The sequence below is a fragment of the Bacteroides sp. ZJ-18 genome (assembly GCF_011038705.2).
Taxonomy (GTDB): Bacteria; Bacteroidota; Bacteroidia; order Bacteroidales; family Bacteroidaceae; genus Bacteroides; species Bacteroides hominis.
Genome location: NZ_CP072198.1, coordinates 2,751,838 through 2,770,997 on the forward strand (window position 1 = coordinate 2,751,838; position 19,160 = coordinate 2,770,997).

Sequence of the window (19,160 nt, forward strand, 5' to 3'; positions counted from 1 at the left end):
TAAGAAAAGAGGGGATCCGGGCAACCAGATACCCTCTTTTTTTGTTATATTTTATATGCAAACCTTAAATGATGATAGTATGAAACAACACCGGATCATTCACATACCAACATTCGTCTTAGCTTTGTTTTTGATGTTTACCACCTCTGTTTTGCGAGCACAGGATAAGCCTGTTTGGCTGGCAGATTCTCTTATTACTGTGGGATACGCTACCGGGAATAAAAAGAATATTTCCGGTTCGGTGGAAAAAATCACGGGGTTAGGAATGAATAAAGACCAGATTACCAATCCTCTGGAGGCTATCCGTGGACGTGTTCCCGGACTCACCATAGAAAAAGGAACCAATGGTCCGGCTGCTTTGGATGCCGTACGTTTGCGGGGAACCACTTCACTGACCAGTGGTAACGACCCTCTGATTATTGTTGACGGTGTGTTTGGTGATCTCAGTATGTTGACTTCTATATATCCTACCGATATAGAAAGCTTTACTATCTTGAAAGATGCTTCGGAGACAGCACAATATGGTTCCCGTGGTGCTTCAGGTGTTATCGAGATCACTACCAAGAAAGGAATTCGGGGCAAAACCAGAGTCAGCTATAACGGTAGTTTCGGCATATCCTCCGTATACAAAAATCTGGAGATGCTTTCCGGCAGTGAGTTTCGCAATCTGGCGCAGCAACAGGGCATTTCAATACTTGATAAAGGGAATGAAACCAATTTTTTGAAGGAGATAGAGCAAACAGGTCTGCAACAGAATCATCATGTTGCATTTTATGGTGGGACGGATGCTTCAAGCTATCGTGTTTCGTTGGGCTTTATGGATCGTCAGGGCATTATATTGAACGAGGATATGAAGAACTTCACTTCGAATATGAACATGACCCAGCATGTTTTTGATGATTTCTTGGTGTGCGAGTTAGGTATGTTTGGCTCTATCCAAAAGAACCATAATTTGTTTGACCTTCAAAAAACATTCTATTCGGCTGCAACTTTTAATCCTACATATCCCAATCACCGTAATCCGGAAACCAGTTCCTGGGATCAGATTACCAATGCCAGCCAGATCACTAACCCTTTGGCCTGGATGGAAGTGAAAGATCATGATGCGACTTCACATATCAGTACTCATGCCCGGCTGACCTTTAACTTACTGCGCGAGCTTAAACTGATTCTTTTTGGTTCTTATACTTATAATATTGTTGAAAATTCCCAGTATCTGCCTACATCTGTATGGGCACACGGACAAGCATATAAAGGTACCCGGAAAATGGAATCACTGCTTGGTAATCTGATGTTGACCTATAAAAAGAACCGGAATAAACATTATTTTGATGTGCTGGCCCTGGCGGAACTTCAAAAAGAGACTTATAGCGGTTTTTACACCACTGTGACCAATTTCAATTCCGATCAGTTTGGTTATAACAACCTTCAGGCAGGTGCCATTCGCCTTTGGGAAGGAACGAACTCTTATTTTGAACAGCCGCGGTTGGCATCTTTTCTCGGTCGCTTCAATTATACGTTTGACGATCGGTACATCCTTACGGTGAATGCCCGTACCGATGCTTCTTCCAAGTTTGGTGCCAATCATAAATGGGGCTTTTTTCCATCCGTGTCGGCTGCCTGGGTTGTCAGTGAAGAGAAGTTTATGAAACGTATTTCATTGGTGGATAATCTGAAATTCCGTATCGGTTACGGGCTGGCCGGCAATCAGAGTGGCATCGACTCTTATACAACGCTTAATCTGGTAAAGCCTAACGGAGTTGTTCCTGTTGGTAGTTCACAGGTGGTTACTTTGGGTAATATGCGTAATACCAATCCCGATTTGAAATGGGAAGTAAAGCGTACTTTTAATGCAGGTGCGGATCTTGGTATGTTTGGCAACCGGTTACTCTTTTCTTTGAACTACTATAATTCCAAGACCTCTGATATGCTTTATCTTTATAATGTCAGTGTGCCGCCTTTTACCTATAACACTCTTTTGGCAAATATAGGTTCCATGCGCAACAGCGGTACGGAGATTGCTGTCGGCATCACTCCTTTGAAGACCCGCGACATGGAATTGAACATTAATGTTAATGTCACTTTCCAGCAAAATAAATTGCTTTCATTAAGTGGAATGTATGGTGGAGAGAATATTTCGGCACCTGAGTATAAAAGCCTGGCAAGTCTGGACGGAGCCGGATTTCATGGTGGATATAATCATATTGTGTATCAGATGATAGGACAACCCTTAGGGGTATTCTACCTGCCTCATTGCAAAGGGCTTATTTCCGATGGCAATGGTGGGTATACGTATGACATTGCCGATTTGAACGGTGGAGGGGTGAGCCTTGAAGATGGAGAAGACCGCTATGTGGCAGGTCAGGCGGTACCCAAGACTTTACTTGGCTCCAATATCAGTTTTCGCTATAAACGTTTCGATCTCTCAGTACAGATAAACGGGGCGTTCGGTCATAAAATCTATAACGGTACTTCACTGACCTACATGAATATGAATATTTTCCCTGATTACAATGTAATGAAGAAAGCTCCCGGACGTAATATCAAAGACCAGACCGCTACGGACTATTGGCTGGAGAAAGGTGATTATGTAAACTTCGATTATGTTACGATAGGCTGGAATGTTCCGGTGTCGAAGTGGAAAAAATACGTCCAGTCCCTCCGTCTCGCACTGACTGTCAATAATCTGGCTACTATTACCGGATATTCCGGTCTGTCACCTATGATCAACAGTTCTACCGTTAATTCTACTTTGGGAGTGGATGACAAACGGGGATATCCTTTAGCACGTACCTATACGCTTGGTTTGAGTATTAACTTTTAATTTGGAGGATTAATTATGAAAAGGCACTATATATATTCCTTTGTCTGTATCCTGATGTTTAGTCTGCTGTTTTCATGCGATGACTTTCTGAATGAAAATCCTAAAGACAAGATTCCCGAAGAGGATGCTTACAAGAGTCTCACCGATTTGTATTATAATGCAGTGGCTTCCTTATACAATAACATAGGAGGTTATAGTGATAGTCAGGGGTTGCAGGGCACCGGCAGGGGAATTTACGATCTGAATACCTTTACCACCGATGAGGCTATTATGCCTATCCGTGGAGGTGACTGGTATGATGGAGGATTCTGGCAGGGACTTTTTCTTCATCGTTGGGGAGTCGATAATGATGCTATTCAGGCTACGTGGGAATATTTATATAAGGTTATAGGTCTTTGCAATCAGTCACTTGAACGAATCGATACTTATCAGGAGACTCACCATGACACGGAACTTCCTGCTTACCGGGCAGAGGTTCGTGCTTTCCGTGCTTTGTATTACTATCATTTAATGGACTTGTTCGGACGTGTTCCTCTAATTCTCTCATCTGCTATACCTTTGAAAGAGGTGAAACAAAACAGTCGTAAAGAAGTTTTTGATTTTATTGTGAAGGAGTTACAGGAGTCTGCCCCTTTATTGGCGCAAACATATAGCAATCGTTCTGGCAGTTATTATGGGCGGATTACCCGTCCTGTAGTCCATTTCTTGCTTGCCAAACTTGCCTTGAATGCTGAGATATATGCGGATGATAACTGGACCGATACACAATATCCCGATGGAAGAGACATCTATTTTGAAGTAGATGGCAACCGACTCAATGCTTGGCAAACGGTGGAGGCATATTGTGATTCCATTACTGCGGCGGGATATCGTCTGGAAGATAACTATGAAGCAAACTTTGCTGTTTACAATGAATCTTCTGCCGAGAATATTTTTACCATTCCAATGAGTAAGACTTTATATACTAACCAGATGCAATATCTTTTCCGTTCCCGTCACTATAATCATGCCAAGGCCTACGGATTGGGAGGAGAGAATGGTTCAAGTGCTACTGTGGAAGTACTTCGAACCTTTGGGTATGATACCCAAACTGTCGATCCCCGTTTTGATAAATGTTATTTTGCAGGTGTTGTTTACGATTTGAAGGGAAAGGTCATCACACTCGATGACGGTACTTTGCTGGAGTATTTTCCTTGGAAGGTGGATGTCGATATCTCTAATACCTCCTATGAAAAGACCGCAGGCGCACGGATGAAAAAGTATGAGATTGATGAAACCGCCACAAAAGATGGTAAACTGATGGAAAATGATATTGTACTCTATCGTTATGCCGATGTTTTATTAATGAAGAGTGAGGCCAAAGTCCGTAACGGAGAAAATGGAGATGTAGAACTGAATCTTGTTCGCGCCCGTGTGAATGCTCCTTTCCGGACAGCTACATTAGAAAGTTTGCTTTCGGAACGTCAATTAGAGTTTGCCTGGGAGGGTTGGCGCAGGCAAGATTTGGTTCGTTTTCGCCAATATACCCGTGCTTATACAAGCAGGCCCCGGCTTCCGGGTGAGGAAAGTGGCTATACTACAGTATTTCCTATTCCGGAGAAAATCCGTTTGATGAATCCCAATCTGACACAGAATCCGGGATATTGAAATTGCAAAATATTATGTGGAGATGATTATTGTAAATCATAAAATAATCCATCATTATATTAGAAATATCTATTTATAAGGTAAATCGTTCTTGCTACTTTTGCGTATTGATACAAAATCAGTGAAGTAACATTGTTTTCAACCTTATAGATAATATGAAATAATGAAGATCAAAACACTAACACTTTTCTCGTTTTTATTGGCTTCCTGTTCGCAGCAGGTTACTAAGATCGACTTGTCGGGTAGTTGGCAGTTTACGACCGATTCTACTCATTGGGACAGTACGGTCCTGTTACCCGGATCCATGGCTTCCAATGGCTTGGGAGAAGACATTACTGCCAATACTCCGTGGACCGGAGGTATCGTTGATTCAGCCTATTTCCGGAGTGATGCCTATGCCCGTTATCGTGAACCGGGTCATGTTAAAATCCCCTTTTGGTTGCAGCCTGTGAAGTATTACAAGGGGGCAGCCTGGTATAAAAAAGAGGTGACTGTTCCGGAAGGCTGGGGGCAACAGGATATCAGTTTATTTCTGGAACGTTGTCATTGGGAAACTCGTTTGTGGATAGATGATAAAGAGGTCGGTATGCAGAATGCATTGGGTGCTCCACATCAGTACGACTTATCGGATGTCCTGACTCCCGGAAAACACACATTAACTTTACGTATCGATAATCGTGTAAAGGATATCGATCCGGGTGAAAATTCCCACAGTATTTCCGATCATACTCAGGGCAATTGGAACGGGGTTATCGGGGATATGTTTCTTCAGGTGCGTCCTCAGGTGAACATTGCACGTACGACTATTTTCCCGGATATATCAGCTAAAAGCATTCGTGTGAAAACATTCCTCCGTAACCGTAAGAAGAATGAAGTGACAGCTTTGCTCGCTTTGGAGGCTGATGGCAAACTTTTGCAAAAGGAGGTCAATCTTCAGCCGGGGACTAATGAAGTGGAGGCTGTTCTGGCTTTGGGAGATGATATCCGTTTGTGGGATGAATTTCATCCGAATTTATATCGATTGAAAGTAAGTCTGACTGATAAGGAGCAAAAGACCACTGATTTTAGTGAAGAGTCTTTTGGTATGCGTGATTTTAAAGTAGTCAATGGTTGTATCACGATTAACAACCGTCCTGTCTTTTTGCGTGGTGCGTTGGATTGTGCCGCTTTTCCTAAAACAGGCTATCCGCCCACTGACAAAGAAACTTGGAGAAGAATATTCACAACTTTTCAGGCACATGGGCTGAACCATGTTCGTTTTCATTCATGGTGTCCTCCTGAGGCTGCATTTTGTGCAGCTGATGAAATGGGACTTTATCTGGAAATAGAATGTTCCTCTTGGGCCAATCAGTCTACGACGATTGGTGACGGTCGTCCGCTCGATCGGTTCATTTGGGACGAAAGTGAACGGATTGTCAACACGTTTGGCAATCATCCTTCGTTTTGTATGATGATGTATGGCAATGAACCGGCAGGTGTGGGGAGTAGTACTTATCTGGCCAACTTTGTCACAACATGGAAGGATCGGGATAATCGCCGCTTGTATTGTAGCGGTGCAGGATGGCCCATGTTGGCGGTCAATGATTTTTTAAGTGATCCTGCTCCCCGCATTCAGGGATGGGGACAGGGACTTCGGAGTATTATCAACGCAGAACCTCCCCGTACCGATTATGATTGGTCGGAATATGTAAGTCGCTTCAGCCAACCTGTTGTAAGTCACGAAATCGGGCAATGGTGTGTTTATCCTAATTTTAAAGAGATCAGCAAATATGACGGTGTCATGCGTCCTGCAAATATGGAAATTTTCAGGGATATTCTGCAAAATAATGGTATGATACATCTTGCAGACAGTTTCTTGCTTGCGTCCGGCAAATTACAGGCACTCTGCTATAAAGCAGATGTTGAGGCTGCTTTACGTACCAGGAATTTCGGTGGATTCCAGTTACTGGGACTCAATGACTTTCCGGGACAAGGTACAGCATTGGTCGGTGTGCTGGATGCTTTCTGGGAAGAAAAAGGTTATATTTCTCCCGAAGAGTACCGCCGTTTCTGTGCTCCAACCGTCCCTTTGGCACGTTTGCCTAAACTTATTTATAAAAATGACGAACTGTTGAACGCCCGGGTAGAAGTGGCTCATTATGGCGAAACTCCACTAAAGAATGTGGCAGCCGGATGGACTTTGTCTGATACGGCAGGGAATGTACTGCAGTCCGGACAGTGGAAAGTAGATTTACTTCCCATAGGCAATAACTTCCCATTAGGAGATATTTCCGCTTCTTTAGCTCAGATGGAAACTCCCCGGCGTTTGGTGTTGGAGGTGGCAGTCGGTGAGTGGAAGAACAGTTGGAATGTTTGGGTTTATCCCGCTCTGCCACTCAAAGTAGAGGGAGAAGAGAGTATCCGGATGGTCGACTGTTTGGATACCACTACCCTAAAGGCTCTTGAAGGAGGTGCTTCTGTATTGTTATCTTTAAAGAAAGGGACACTGACCCGTCAAATGGGAGGTGATATTCAGGTCGGATTTTCCAGTATTTTCTGGAATACTGCTTGGACAGGAGGACAAGCTCCTCATACATTGGGTATTTTGTGTAATCCGAAACATCCGGCTTTGAGTCAATTCCCCACAGAATATTACAGTGATTATCAATGGTGGGATGCCATGAGCCATTCCGGTGCCATTAAAGTGGCCGAACTTTCTCCTGAAATAGCTCCGATAGTGCGTGTCATCGACGATTGGTTTACAAATCGTCCTCTCGCCTTGCTATTCGAGGTAAAAGTAGGTAATGGAAAATTGTTGGTATCGGGCGTTGATTTCTGGCAAAACATGGATAAGCGTGTCGAAGCGCGCCAATTATTGTATAGCTTGAAAAAGTATATGGCAAGTCCGGCTTTCTCTCCGGTCGTATCTGTACAGGCGGAGCAAGTGCTGCAATTAGTCTCTGATAAATAGAATATTCTGTTTTATATAAATTTGCCCGGGCTTACATCTTTCGATGTATACCCGGGCAGATTTTATGAGATATTCTCTGTGTAGATCAGTGTGATCGGTGGTGAAACTTCTTAGTCGAAAAGACTTCTGAACTTCTTGAATATTTTTTCTTTAATTGAAGTACTTGGCTTGAAGTTCTTCGATTCTTCCAGCTTTTCCAAAGTACTTTTTTCGTCTTTACTCAGTGCCTCCGGCACATATACACTTACGTTAACCAGCAGGTCTCCTGTGCCGTAACCGTTTACACTTGGCAACCCTTTACCGCGGAGTCGGAGCACTTTTCCCGGTTGTGTACCTGCTTCGATTTTTACCTTCACTTTTCCGTCGATGGTTGGAATTTCTACCGCACCTCCGATAGCTGCTGTAGGGAAACTCAGCAATAAGTTGTATACCAGATCGTTTTCATCACGAATCAGCTCCGGATGTGGCTCTTCTTCCACCAAAATCAATAGGTCGCCCGGGATACCGTTATGTTTTCCGGCATTTCCTTTGCCGCCCATAGAGAGTTGCATGCCTTCTGCTACTCCGGCGGGAATTTTTACTGTTACTACTTCCTCACCGTATTCGATACCTTCTCCACCACAAACCTTACATTTGTCTTTAATGATTTTTCCCTCGCCATTACAAGTAGGACACGTAGTACGTGTCTGCATGGTTCCTAAGATGGTTTGCTGGTTACGGATTACCGAACCGCTACCTTTACAGGTCGGACAAGTTTCAGAACCGCCATTACCTTCTGCCCCTGTTCCGTGACAGTGCGAACAAGGTACATATTTTTTTAGTTTGAATTTCTTTTCAACTCCTGTAGAGATCTCTTTCAAATTCAGCTTCACCTTCACCCGGAGGTCTGAGCCACGGAATTTTCTCTGTTGAGAACCTCCGCCGCCAAATCCGCCGAAGCCTCCGAAACCACCACCGAATCCGCCGCCGCTATGGCCGCCGAAAATATCACCGAACATAGAGAAGATGTCGTCCATGGACATTCCACCACCGAATCCTCCGAACGGTCCGCCGTTTCCGGCTGCTCCACTCATTCCTGCATGACCAAACTGGTCGTAGCGGGCACGTTTATCCGGATTGCTCAGTACGTCATACGCTTCGGCTGCTTCTTTAAACTTTTCTTCTGCTTCCTTGTCACCCGGGTTTTTGTCCGGGTGATATTGGATGGCTTTTTTCCGGTATGCTTTCTTTATTTCTTCGACTGTTGCCTCTTTCGTGACTTCCAGCACTTCGTAATAATCTCTTTTTTCTGCCATATTTTAGTTTCGTTGATTTTAATTATGTTAGCAAGTTTGTCGTGTCCCGGTTATTCACCCACAACTACTTTTGCATGGCGGATTACTTTGCCGTTAAGGGTATATCCGGTCTGTACACAATCCAGTATTTTACCTTTCTGTTCTTCTGTCGGAGCAGGGATCACAGCGATGGCTTCGTGATAATCCGTATCCAGCGGTTGGTCTTTGGTTTCGATAACCTTTACTCCATCCTGCGACAGGATAGACAGGAACTTATTATATATCAACTCAACACCCTCTTTTACGGCAGCTACGTCCGTAGCCGTTTCCATAGTTGTCAGTGCACGTTCCATGTCGTCGATTACCGGCAGAATACTTTTGATGCTCTTCTCACCACCGTTCAGAATCAACTCAGCTTTTTCTTTGATGGTCCGTTTACGGTAGTTATCGAATTCAGCCGAAAGACGGAGATATTTGTCCTTCTGATCTTCGATCTGGCTATGGGCTTCTTCCAGTTCTTTTTCCAGTTTCTCCTCTGCGGTCAGCGGTGTGCTTTCTTCAGTGGTTTCTTCGTTTTGCGACTGTCCTTCAACGGTATCCTGAATATCGTCTACTGTCAACTCTTCTTCTTTCTTGGTTTTTTTTTCTTTTGGGTCCATATCTATTCTGTTTTTATTCTTGTTAAACGGATTTAGTTTCATGTCAATACGGCATTTTAATGTATTGGCTTTGCAGCAAAAACTTTGCCAGTTTGTTTGTTTTGCCAAAAAACGCAGCAAAGGTAATACTTTTATGTCAGATTGACACATTACTGATAGTTCGTTATTCACTAAAAATGTCTACCTTTGTCACCGCATTATTTGATAATAAATAAATTAAGGAATAATAATAGAATGATTACAGTTTCAAACGTTTCGGTACAGTTTGGTAAAAGGGTATTGTTTAATGATGTAAATCTGAAGTTTACAAGTGGAAATTGTTATGGTATTATCGGTGCCAATGGCGCCGGCAAGTCAACTTTTCTCCGTACAATATACGGTGACCTCGACCCGACTACCGGAAACATTACGTTAGGTCCGGGCGAACGCCTTTCGGTATTGAGCCAGGACCACTTTAAGTGGGACGCTTATACGGTAATGGATACCGTAATGATGGGTCACACCGTGTTGTGGGATATTATGAAGCAGCGCGAAGCCCTTTATGCCAAAGAAGATTTTACTGATGAAGACGGTCTGAAGGTTTCCGAACTGGAAGAGAAGTTTGCCGAACTTGACGGATGGAATGCTGAAAGTGACGCAGCTATGTTGTTGAGCGGTTTAGGTGTGAAAGAAGATAAACATTATACATTGATGGGTGAATTGAGCGGTAAGGAAAAAGTGCGTGTGATGCTGGCACAGGCATTATACGGAAATCCGGATAACCTGTTGCTTGACGAGCCTACCAATGACCTGGATATGGAGACTGTTACCTGGTTGGAAGAGTATCTCTCTAATTTCGAACATACCGTGTTGGTTGTAAGTCACGACCGTCACTTCCTCGATTCTGTCTGTACACATACGGTCGATATCGATTACGGAAAAATTAATCTTTTTGCCGGTAACTACAGTTTCTGGTATGAATCCAGTCAATTGGCCCTCCGTCAGCAGCAGAACCAGAAGGCCAAAGCTGAGGAGAAAAAGAAAGAACTGGAAGAATTTATCCGCCGTTTCAGTGCCAATGTTGCCAAGAGCAAGCAGACTACCAGTCGTAAGAAAATGCTCGAAAAGTTGAATGTTGAAGAAATCAAACCCTCCTCCCGTAAATATCCGGGTATCATCTTTACTCCGGAGCGTGAGCCGGGCAATCAGATATTGGAAGTTTCCGGTTTGAGCAAGAAGACCGAAGAAGGGGTTGTATTGTTCAACGACGTGAACTTCAATGTGGAGAAAGGTGACAAGATTGTGTTCATTTCCCGTAATCCGCGTGCGATGACTGCTTTCTTTGAGATCATCAACGGTCATATGAAGCCTGATGCAGGACATTTCAACTGGGGGGTAACAATTACAACTGCTTATCTTCCTTTGGATAATACCGAATATTTCAATACTGATTTGAATCTGGTCGACTGGTTGAGCCAATACGGCGAGGGCAATGAAGTTTATATGAAAGGTTTCCTGGGACGTATGCTTTTCTCCGGTGAAGAAGTACTGAAGAAAGTGAGTGTACTTTCGGGAGGTGAGAAAATGCGTTGTATGATTGCCCGTATGCAGTTGCGCAATGCCAACTGTCTGATTCTCGATACTCCGACCAATCATCTCGACTTGGAGTCTATTCAGGCATTCAACAACAACCTGAAAACCTATAAAGGCAATATCCTTTTCTCTTCACATGACCACGAATTTATTCAGACCGTTGCCAATCGTGTGATTGAGCTGACTCCGAACGGTATTATCGATAAGATGATGGAATACGACGAATACATTACTTCCGATCACATCAAAGAGCTGAGAGCCAAGATGTACAAGTAATGATGTACGGTTTTGAACGATGAACGATTAACGATGAACAGGTTGTGCCTGAATGGGCACCTGTTCATCGTTTTTTTGTTCGCATTCACTTTATTTATCGTTTACTGTTGTTCATCGTTCATAGTTTATCATTCATCGTTATTTTACCTTTCTCCATTTATTACGTATCATATATAAACAACATATACCGTGGCTTATGGAACAAAAGGAAATACAGGCATTAGTAGAAAGGAGCAGGAAGCAAGATGCAAGTGCATTTGCTTTGCTTGTGGCAGAGTATCAGACTTTTGTTTTTCGCCTGGCATTCCGCTTGTTGTGTAATGAAGAGGAAGCGCGGGATATGGTACAGGAGACTTTCCTGCGTGTCTGGCTTTCGTTGGACAAATACCGTCCTGAATTTCGCTTTGCGACCTGGCTTTACAGGGTGGCGTGTAATATTTGTTATGATCGTTTGCGGGTTTTACAACACTCGCCGGCCGGAGCGCTTTCCGATATTGCGTTTTCCGAGTTGCCCATTCTTTCCGATGATAACGTCGAAGCAGTGTTAGTCAACCGGGAGTTGAAAGCACATATCCTGTACTTTATGCAACAACTGACTCCTAAGCAGAAGCTGGTATTTACATTGCGCGATATAGAAGAGTTGGAAATCAAAGAGATCGAGATTATTACCGGACTTACATCGATCCAGATCAAAACAAACCTCTATCTCGCCCGGAAGAGTATCCGTAAGAAGTTGAATGAAATAAATAAAGAAAGATGAAAAAGGAAGAAATTAATTATGAAAGGTGGTTGGGACAGTTAAAAAAGACACCCCCCATTCTGGAAAATCCGGAGGCATTGACCGAAGATATTATGCGTGCTGTCAAGGCGGCTTCTTTCAGAAGTCCGGCCAAGCGCAGACCGAATCTTGTTGCCTGGTGTTCGGGCATTGCTGCAACTTTGCTCTTGGCGATATGGGTAGCAGAAACGATGTCTGTTGATTCATTTCCCTCGTCTGAAGTAATCATCATACCGGAGCCCTATCAATCGAATACTTTCACAGGCAGTCTGGAGCATAGAGGTTTGACGATAGGAGAGAAGCAGGAGCTTTTCTTTACCGCATCCCGTAATCGGAAAAGGGAAATGCTTAAACGAGAACGGCTTTATACTCAGTATAAACAGATAATGAAGAGTGAGTGATCTTTAAAAAATAGATGCGTATGAAAACAAAAAATCTTTTACCGATATTGTTGCTGGCCGTTTCAATGGTGTCCTGCACCACCTATTATCAAGTGAAAACCCAGGTTTTTCCTGATGGATCGGCTCGTAGGGAGGTTTATGCCTTTGGCGATTCTGCATTCATGGCCGGAAATCGGGCACAAAATCCTTTTATGTTCTCATTGGATTCCGGTTGGACGGTGACGCGTTTTGATTCTGTCCGGATGCATAATTATTTTGGAGAGAAGGAAAAGATAAACGTGTGTGCCAGCAGGGAGCAGGCTTCTGTCGACTTATTTTCGGAGCAGGTCCGGCCTAAAGATCCGATGTTTCGTCCTTTGGTGACTCCGTGGGAAACACTGACCAAACATTTCCGTTGGTTCTATACGTATTATACCTATAACGGTGTTTATCCCGAACTGACAGAAAAAGGGCCTGTACCTCTGAAAAACTATCTGAACGAGTCGGAACAGAAACTTTGGTTTCAGGGCGACGACACTGCGTATCGGGGAATGAACGGATTGGAGATGAAAGAAGTACTCGATCGTTTGGAAGGACAATTTGTTCAATGGTACAACCGTAGTCTCTATGAATTAAGTCTTGAAGTGATGCGGCCTTTTATAGCTGACCTGAAGCAGGGCGACTATCTTTCACGCCTGAATGCGGCTAAGGATTCATTGTATCAGGCATATCGGCCTCAGAATGATGATCCGGACTTCTCTCCGGCACTCGTTTGTCAATTACTCGATACTCACTTTCATACTGATTGCTTTTCGCTTCTCTATAAAGAAAAACAGCAGGAAGTGGATCAAAAATTTGATGAGGAAACACGTTCCGTTGAGTTATTTGGAGTGGTGATTCAATATGAACTCAATATGCCCGGACAAATGCTTTCGGCAAATACAACCTTTAGGGAGGATGGTCATTGGGTCTGGAAAGTAGATGCCTATCGTCTTTTGGCAGGCGAATATCTTTTGACTGCCGAGTCGCGCGTACCCAACATCTGGGCCTTTATCCTCACCGGCTTGCTAATTCTTTTGGGTATAGTCTATTGGATAAAAAAGCGATGAACAAGAAGGAGTGAAGTTGTGTCAAAGGTCCTTTCACCACAGATTGCGCTGATTTCCACAGATTATTCGTGTCGTTAAAATTCCTTCTGTGTTCCTCTGTGTCCTCTGTGGTGAGTTTTTTGATATGCTCCCGTTTTTTTATCGTTTATAAATCAACTTATTTTTCCCTTCCCCGAATAAATTGTCTCCTATGGTTGTGATTTTATCTCCTTTGGCAACTACGTAGCGTAGCCTGTCACATCCCATGAAAGCACCATATTCGATGGCTGTAATGCTTTCCGGCAATTCCACGGTTCCACACAGACGTCCGCAATTGCTGAAAGCCCGCTGTCCGATGCTTTTCAGTCCATGAGGTAAACGAACGCGGAGCAGGTATTTTTTTTGTGAGAAAGTGAAGTCCGGGATAGCTGTCGCATTGGTCTTTTCGATGTCTACGGCAACCAGATTCGGCATATAATCCCGTATCAGTTTAAAATCGGCTGCATCCAGTTTACCTTCGATGGTCAGGAAGTTGATCTCTTTCGGTTGTAGCCCTGCTTTTTGTATTTCACTTTCCAGCGTGCTCAAAGCACCTACCTCTATTTTAGCTTCCAATGGTTCGCCTTCAATGAACGCAAAGTTATCCCAACGATTTTTCAGCCGGTATTCATCACTTGCTCCCAGTGGTACGAAGATTGCAGTGATGCTGTCAGCCAAAGCTCCCGGCAGCAGGTTGGGAGGAGTTTTCTTTTTGATCTGGCAGATGTTCAGGTTCTCGCATCCCATAAAGGCTGCATCTTCAATGTTCTTGATTTTTTCCGAAAGAACCACTTTCTTTAGGGTCGGTTTCCCTTTGGCAATGCCGTTTTCCATCTTGCAGAAAGCATAGGCCGGAACAAAGTTTGGCATGTAAATATAGAATTTATCCGGATACGTACCTTCTTTTCCCGAATACATACTGATACTTGCATTCGCTATATCGAGCACTTGCAGATTTTTGAATTCATCGCGCAGATGCTTGAAGTCCACTGCGTTGATCTTTCCTGTCAGAGTGAGGTGAGTCACCTGGTTTGCTTCTTCTTCCGTCATCATCGAAATAAGAGTTCCCGGTTTGCTGACGAAATATGTTTTCTTAACTTCTTGTGCCGTAGCTGCAAATAGATTGGCAGCAAGGGCTATTCCTATAAACAGATGTTTTATTTTCATATTTATGATAAATGTTTAGACAAATATAGCGAATCATACTTTATCTCGTTGAGAGTTTTAGGAAAATATAGTTATTTTTGTCCTTCAACTAATAAATTAACAAAATGGAACAACAAGAAAAAGAGAACAGTCCGATCCCCTCTTCGGGAGGAATTCCGGCATTTGCAAGTATTGCATTATTTCTGGTGGGTTTCTATATTCTTATACCTCTGTTTGGGATTATCCTGAGTTCTATCCCTGTATTAAAAGAGTGGAGAATGGGGGCTTTCTTTATTGGGGAGGGAGCTATGTTGCTGAGCGTGTTTGTTGTTACTTTCCTGATGATGCAATTTCTGGATCATCGTCCCTTCTCCGATTTAGGATTCAGTCTGAAAGGACGTGGTAAAGACATCTTATACGGCTTTTTGATGGCAGTGCTTATCTATGCCATTGGCTTTGCTGTTTGTTTGCTGACCGGTCAGATTGAGGTTGTCGGTGTTCATTTTCATTGGAGCGATCTGTTCTTGAGCGGGCTGTTTTTCGCTATGGTTGCCATTGTCGAAGAAACTATGATGCGCGGATATATTCTGGGGCGCTTATTGCGTACGCGACTCAATAAATTTATTTCTCTTTTCATCTCTTCCTTTTTGTTTGCGTTGCTCCATCTGATGAATCCCAATGTGGCTTTTTTGCCTATGCTTAATCTGGTGTTGGGAGGATTATTACTGGGAGCTGCCTATCTTTATACCCGTAACCTTTGGTTTCCAATTTCGCTTCATTTCTTTTGGAACTGGATTCAAGGGCCCGTGCTTGGATTTGAAGTCAGTGGCAATCGTTTCTGTGAAACCTTGTTTTCACTTCGCCTGCCCGCAAATAATCTGATCAACGGAGGAGCATTTGGTTTTGAAGGTTCGCTGGTTTGCACGGCATTGGCAACGCTCTTTACACTGCTCATAATCTGGTGGTTTGAACAATAAAAAAATGTCCCATGTTCCGCTGAACTCTGGGACATTGATAAAACAAACACCACATTTACTTCACAGTAAGTCAGAGTGGAAAAGCAAGGACGCATTTACTTCGCAGTAAGTTTGTTGCGCACTATTAAACACAAACAAAACAAAATAAAAGCTGTACAACAGCCATTATAACACTTGCATCAATGTAGGTTTATATTAATTTGTCCATAAGAGAGAGCATAAAGTATGTGGGGGTGAATCTTATTCTAAAATTTATACGTCGTTCCCACCATTAACCCCACTGTTCCCCGTATGGGTTCCTGAAGGTCAGCCCGATAACTTCTGTCTTTAAATATATTGATTCGGGGTTCCAGCCAAAGCCCGGTATGCGCCGACAACCTGATTTCTCCCTGTAGTCCGATGCGGCCGTTCAGGATGATGGAAGATGATGATTCCGTTCCGGGAAAATAGCTCCCGATGCCACCTGCCACTGTCAGGTTGAACACGTGGCTGTCCCGGTCGGAAAAAAGCCTTGTGAGGTTGCACAGATAGTCGATGTTGAGGCTGATATTAAAATCGCGGTTGCTTCCGCTTTCTTCATTATCTAAAAAGGCGGTACTACTGCCGGCACTGATCCGCATTCCGTTAATTTTGTCGAACCATTTACCTAAAGCGAATTCCGTGTCGAACAATACATTTCCGGTGTTTCCGGTGCCGGCCGCCAGTGAGGCAAAACCTCCTTTAAGGAAGGTCAGGGTAGTGTATCCTGCCGGTTTGTAAGTAATACCTGCCATTAGTGATCCTGCCAGGTTATATCTTTTCCACGATGGCTGGTTGTCCACCCGGTCCGGATAAAGTGCCAGTTGTGGCTCGATAAACAGGTTAAAAGCAGACGATACATTCAGTTTCCCTTGTAATCCTGCCCTCAATCCGTATGAATGGATTGTTTTTTGGTCTTTTATGATAGTGGCCTGATAACTGAGTCCGAGAGCGCCGATCACTTCGAATACCCGCTTCGGGTTGTATCTGGCGGCAAATGCACTGATATTGATCAGGTAGTCTACATTGGCTCCTGCCAGATGCATATCCGTATTTCCTTGTTTCCACTGTGTATATTCCCCTCCGGCCCGTAACCCTATGACGGGAGTCAGCCAATTGCCTGCCATGAATGATGCCCGTGGTCCGTGAGCGGTTTGTCCGCCTCCTACGTTAAACAGATAACCGATGCCCGATCCGACAGAGAAAAACAGATGTTCCGCCCCTCTCTTCGAATGGAACTTTTCCGCTCCCTTTCTTTTGGGTATCAAATATTCTGAGGCCTCTATATTGTTTTTTCCCGCTGTTGAATCTTGCTTTTGCTCTTGTGCTGCCAGAGTTCCGCATAAGCCGAAACCGACTCCTAACAGCAGGATTCTTTTATAGCTCTTTCTCATATTCTTCATTGCTTTATCGTTCTTTCTTCATTCAAGCCGTTCTCTTCCGTTTCGGTGTCTTCCGTTTCGGTTTTTTCTTTTGTTTTCTCCGCTTTTTCCTTCTGTTCTTTCTTTTCCTCTTCCAACTGTTGCAGTAGGTCGGTTACGTCTCCGTCTATCTGCGCAATCTCTTTCAGTGACGGATCTTCGTTCAGGGCCCGTTTTATGAAAGCATATGCTTCGCTCACTTTGTCCAACCTGTTGGCACATGCCGCCCTTAGATAATAGCTGAGTGGTTCATCCGGTAGTTCTTGTGCCTTTTCCCACGCTTCTTCATTTTGCTTCATGGCCATTAATAATACCACTTCATTTATGCCGCCTTGTGTTCCGAACCGTTCATAAGCATCCTCAAAATGCCCGTTGTAAGCTCCAACGATGGCTCTTACGTCTTGTGTCATGTCGTTGTCCGGCAAAAAGTCTATAATGGAGTCCGCCCGGTTATAAGCTCTTTCGTCCATTAAGGCGATTACCTGATTACAGAGTAGTTCTGTGGGAGCCGATCTGCTGACAAACGGTTCCAGTAATTTGCTGTCTGCTTTCTTTTGTTCTATCAGTAATGCAGCCAATTCGTTGGCCATAATCATAAATTTAGGATATTGTTCCAGTGCTTGTCGGCAGATTACTTCCCGTGTAGAGTCATTATCGGCATTCAGGTATATCCGCCAAAATTCATAGGGTACCAATTTTTTATAGTCTTGTTTATACATTATGCGTATTTCTTCATCGTTCAGTAATCTCATCACCGAATAGTTGAAACTATATTCCACCCGGCGCAGCCGTGGTAAGTAAGTCGTTAGAATGACATTCCGGTATTCCGGTAGTCGTAGGATCCGGCTGTATTGCGAGGCCATGTTGTCCGGATAGCAATTGATGATTTCCCGTAACTTGTCTGTAGGCAGTGAGTCGTGTTCCATCAATTCTGCTACCTCTTCCCATGAGGCCACCACTCCTTCTGTATATGTACTGTCTTTTATCGCGTCTATAGTACCTCCGTTCAGAAAACCAAAGATACGTTTCAGCGTACTGTCCGTGCGTTTTTGTGCCAGTTTCAGATTCGACTGATACGGACCTTCTGGCGACGATACTCCTTTGACGGAAAACGACAGGAATTCCGAGTTCGGATCGTTTTCTATTTCCTGCAGGCGCAAGCGCATTTTCTCCAGTTCTCTTTGGTTGTTCGAATCCTTTTCGTCTATCGTTGCCGAGTTGATCAGGAAGTTCAGCTTCACTTCTCCTCTGTCGCCTCTTTGTTGTTTTTGAGGTTTAGGGATGTATTTTTCATCTCTGATTTTCATGCCATCCGCTTGGTACGTAAAGAAACGCATCGGATTTACCGTACCTTTGGCTATCACTACTGTATCTTTGTATGCCAGTTTTTTATATTCTACCAGATACATGTAGATGTCACACCGGCATTCATCGTCCGGGTTATCCATATAGAGGGAGTCTACGTAGGTAATCACTTCATTTTTATCAATCTTTTGCGTTTTCTCCTGAAAAGGTGCTAACGGGTCTCTGCTCAGGTCGAATTCCATCATTCGTTCCAATGTGATGGCATACTCCTTTCCGGTCACCACTGCCGGGCGGAACAGGCTCTGTGTTTTACGGGTAATATTCACCAACATCGGTTGCACTACGATACGTGTGTTCGGCTTATACATTTCTTTGGGAATTTTTACTTTTGGGTGGATGATGTATTGATTTCCGATGATCTCGATGTCGGTTGGTTCCGGTAGCAGTTTGTCCACCACTTTTTTGGCGGTGATCACCACTTCGTCAATCATCGATGCTTCGTACGAGATCACTACGTTTATCGTTGTCTTTCCTTTAAGTTTTACTGTTTTTGATGCGTAGGCAAAGCCCGAGAAATGGAGGGTCGTACTGGGATCTGCCATGATCTTGAACTTTCCGTCCAGGTCTGTGATGCCGTATACATCTCCCTTTTCATTCTGGTCTCTGATTACGATAGAGATGGCAGGCTCTCCCTCGTCATCGATTACGCTTCCGCGTATTTCTACTTTCTGGGCTTGTCCCCATGCCGGAATAATGGCGTATAGGGTCACTATCCCCAATAGCAAAAATCTTTTGATATTCATTAG

The 19,160-nt window shown here is 43.8% G+C and carries 13 protein-coding genes; 8 read left to right on the forward strand and 5 right to left on the reverse strand.

All coding sequences use genetic code 11. The features are described from left to right. The first annotated feature begins 79 nt into the window (after positions 1 to 79). From G7Y45_RS10895 to G7Y45_RS10905, 3 genes are all read left to right on the forward strand, one after another. On the forward strand, positions 80 to 2,824 hold the full coding sequence (locus tag G7Y45_RS10895; protein WP_165015410.1) for a SusC/RagA family TonB-linked outer membrane protein: 2,745 nt from the start codon (positions 80 to 82) through the stop codon (positions 2,822 to 2,824). A 15-nt stretch (positions 2,825 to 2,839) separates the two neighbouring features. Next, positions 2,840 to 4,471, forward strand: a complete 1,632-nt coding sequence (locus G7Y45_RS10900) for a RagB/SusD family nutrient uptake outer membrane protein (protein ID WP_165015413.1) — start codon at positions 2,840 to 2,842, stop codon at positions 4,469 to 4,471. Between the two features lie 163 nt (positions 4,472 to 4,634). Next, positions 4,635 to 7,421, forward strand: coding sequence for a sugar-binding domain-containing protein (locus tag G7Y45_RS10905; protein ID WP_165015416.1), 2,787 nt, complete (start codon positions 4,635 to 4,637; stop codon positions 7,419 to 7,421). A 110-nt stretch (positions 7,422 to 7,531) separates the two neighbouring features. Here G7Y45_RS10905 and dnaJ read toward each other — a convergent pair whose 3' ends face one another. Continuing rightward, the gene (gene dnaJ / locus G7Y45_RS10910) at positions 7,532 to 8,716 is read right to left on the reverse strand and encodes a molecular chaperone DnaJ (RefSeq protein ID WP_165015419.1); all 1,185 of its coding nucleotides are present in this window, start codon (positions 8,714 to 8,716) and stop codon (positions 7,532 to 7,534) included. 50 nt (positions 8,717 to 8,766) lie between these two features. Further along, complete coding sequence (locus G7Y45_RS10915) at positions 8,767 to 9,354, reverse strand: nucleotide exchange factor GrpE (RefSeq protein ID WP_005776532.1); 588 nt, start codon at positions 9,352 to 9,354, stop codon at positions 8,767 to 8,769. Positions 9,355 to 9,588: 234 nt separating this feature from the next. Here G7Y45_RS10915 and G7Y45_RS10920 point away from each other — a divergent pair, with 234 nt between their 5' ends. The 4 genes from G7Y45_RS10920 to G7Y45_RS10935 all read left to right on the forward strand — a co-directional run bounded on the left by G7Y45_RS10920 (position 9,589) and on the right by G7Y45_RS10935 (position 13,469). Beyond that, positions 9,589 to 11,202 carry an ABC-F family ATP-binding cassette domain-containing protein gene (locus G7Y45_RS10920; protein WP_005776533.1) on the forward strand — a complete coding sequence of 538 codons (1,614 nt, stop codon included), beginning with the start codon at positions 9,589 to 9,591 and terminating at the stop codon, positions 11,200 to 11,202. A 196-nt stretch (positions 11,203 to 11,398) separates the two neighbouring features. Then, the gene (locus G7Y45_RS10925) at positions 11,399 to 11,962 is read left to right on the forward strand and encodes an RNA polymerase sigma factor (RefSeq protein ID WP_005776534.1); all 564 of its coding nucleotides are present in this window, start codon (positions 11,399 to 11,401) and stop codon (positions 11,960 to 11,962) included. Beyond that, complete coding sequence (locus G7Y45_RS10930; protein ID WP_005808978.1) at positions 11,959 to 12,381, forward strand: hypothetical protein; 423 nt, start codon at positions 11,959 to 11,961, stop codon at positions 12,379 to 12,381. The genes G7Y45_RS10925 and G7Y45_RS10930 overlap by 4 nt, the downstream gene beginning before the upstream one ends. 20 nt (positions 12,382 to 12,401) lie before the next feature. Further along, positions 12,402 to 13,469, forward strand: coding sequence for a hypothetical protein (locus G7Y45_RS10935; RefSeq protein ID WP_165015422.1), 1,068 nt, complete (start codon positions 12,402 to 12,404; stop codon positions 13,467 to 13,469). 138 nt (positions 13,470 to 13,607) lie between these two features. On the opposite strand, the gene G7Y45_RS10940 is transcribed toward G7Y45_RS10935, so the two are convergent. After that, positions 13,608 to 14,654, reverse strand: a complete 1,047-nt coding sequence (locus G7Y45_RS10940; RefSeq protein ID WP_005808974.1) for a leucine-rich repeat protein — start codon at positions 14,652 to 14,654, stop codon at positions 13,608 to 13,610. Positions 14,655 to 14,758: 104 nt separating this feature from the next. Between G7Y45_RS10940 and G7Y45_RS10945 the strand changes: the two genes are divergently transcribed. After that, entirely contained in the window at positions 14,759 to 15,610 is an 852-nt protein-coding gene (locus tag G7Y45_RS10945) for a CPBP family intramembrane glutamic endopeptidase (RefSeq protein WP_165015425.1), read from the forward strand. 245 nt (positions 15,611 to 15,855) lie between these two features. On the opposite strand, the gene G7Y45_RS10950 is transcribed toward G7Y45_RS10945, so the two are convergent. Both G7Y45_RS10950 and G7Y45_RS10955 read right to left on the reverse strand, forming a co-directional pair. Continuing rightward, a complete protein-coding gene (locus tag G7Y45_RS10950) occupies positions 15,856 to 17,022 on the reverse strand; it encodes a hypothetical protein (protein WP_032536352.1) in 1,167 nt (388 codons plus the stop codon). Between the two features lie 5 nt (positions 17,023 to 17,027). Continuing rightward, the gene (locus G7Y45_RS10955; RefSeq protein WP_165015428.1) at positions 17,028 to 19,157 is read right to left on the reverse strand and encodes a M48 family metallopeptidase; all 2,130 of its coding nucleotides are present in this window, start codon (positions 19,155 to 19,157) and stop codon (positions 17,028 to 17,030) included. Between the last annotated feature and the right edge of the window lie 3 nt (positions 19,158 to 19,160).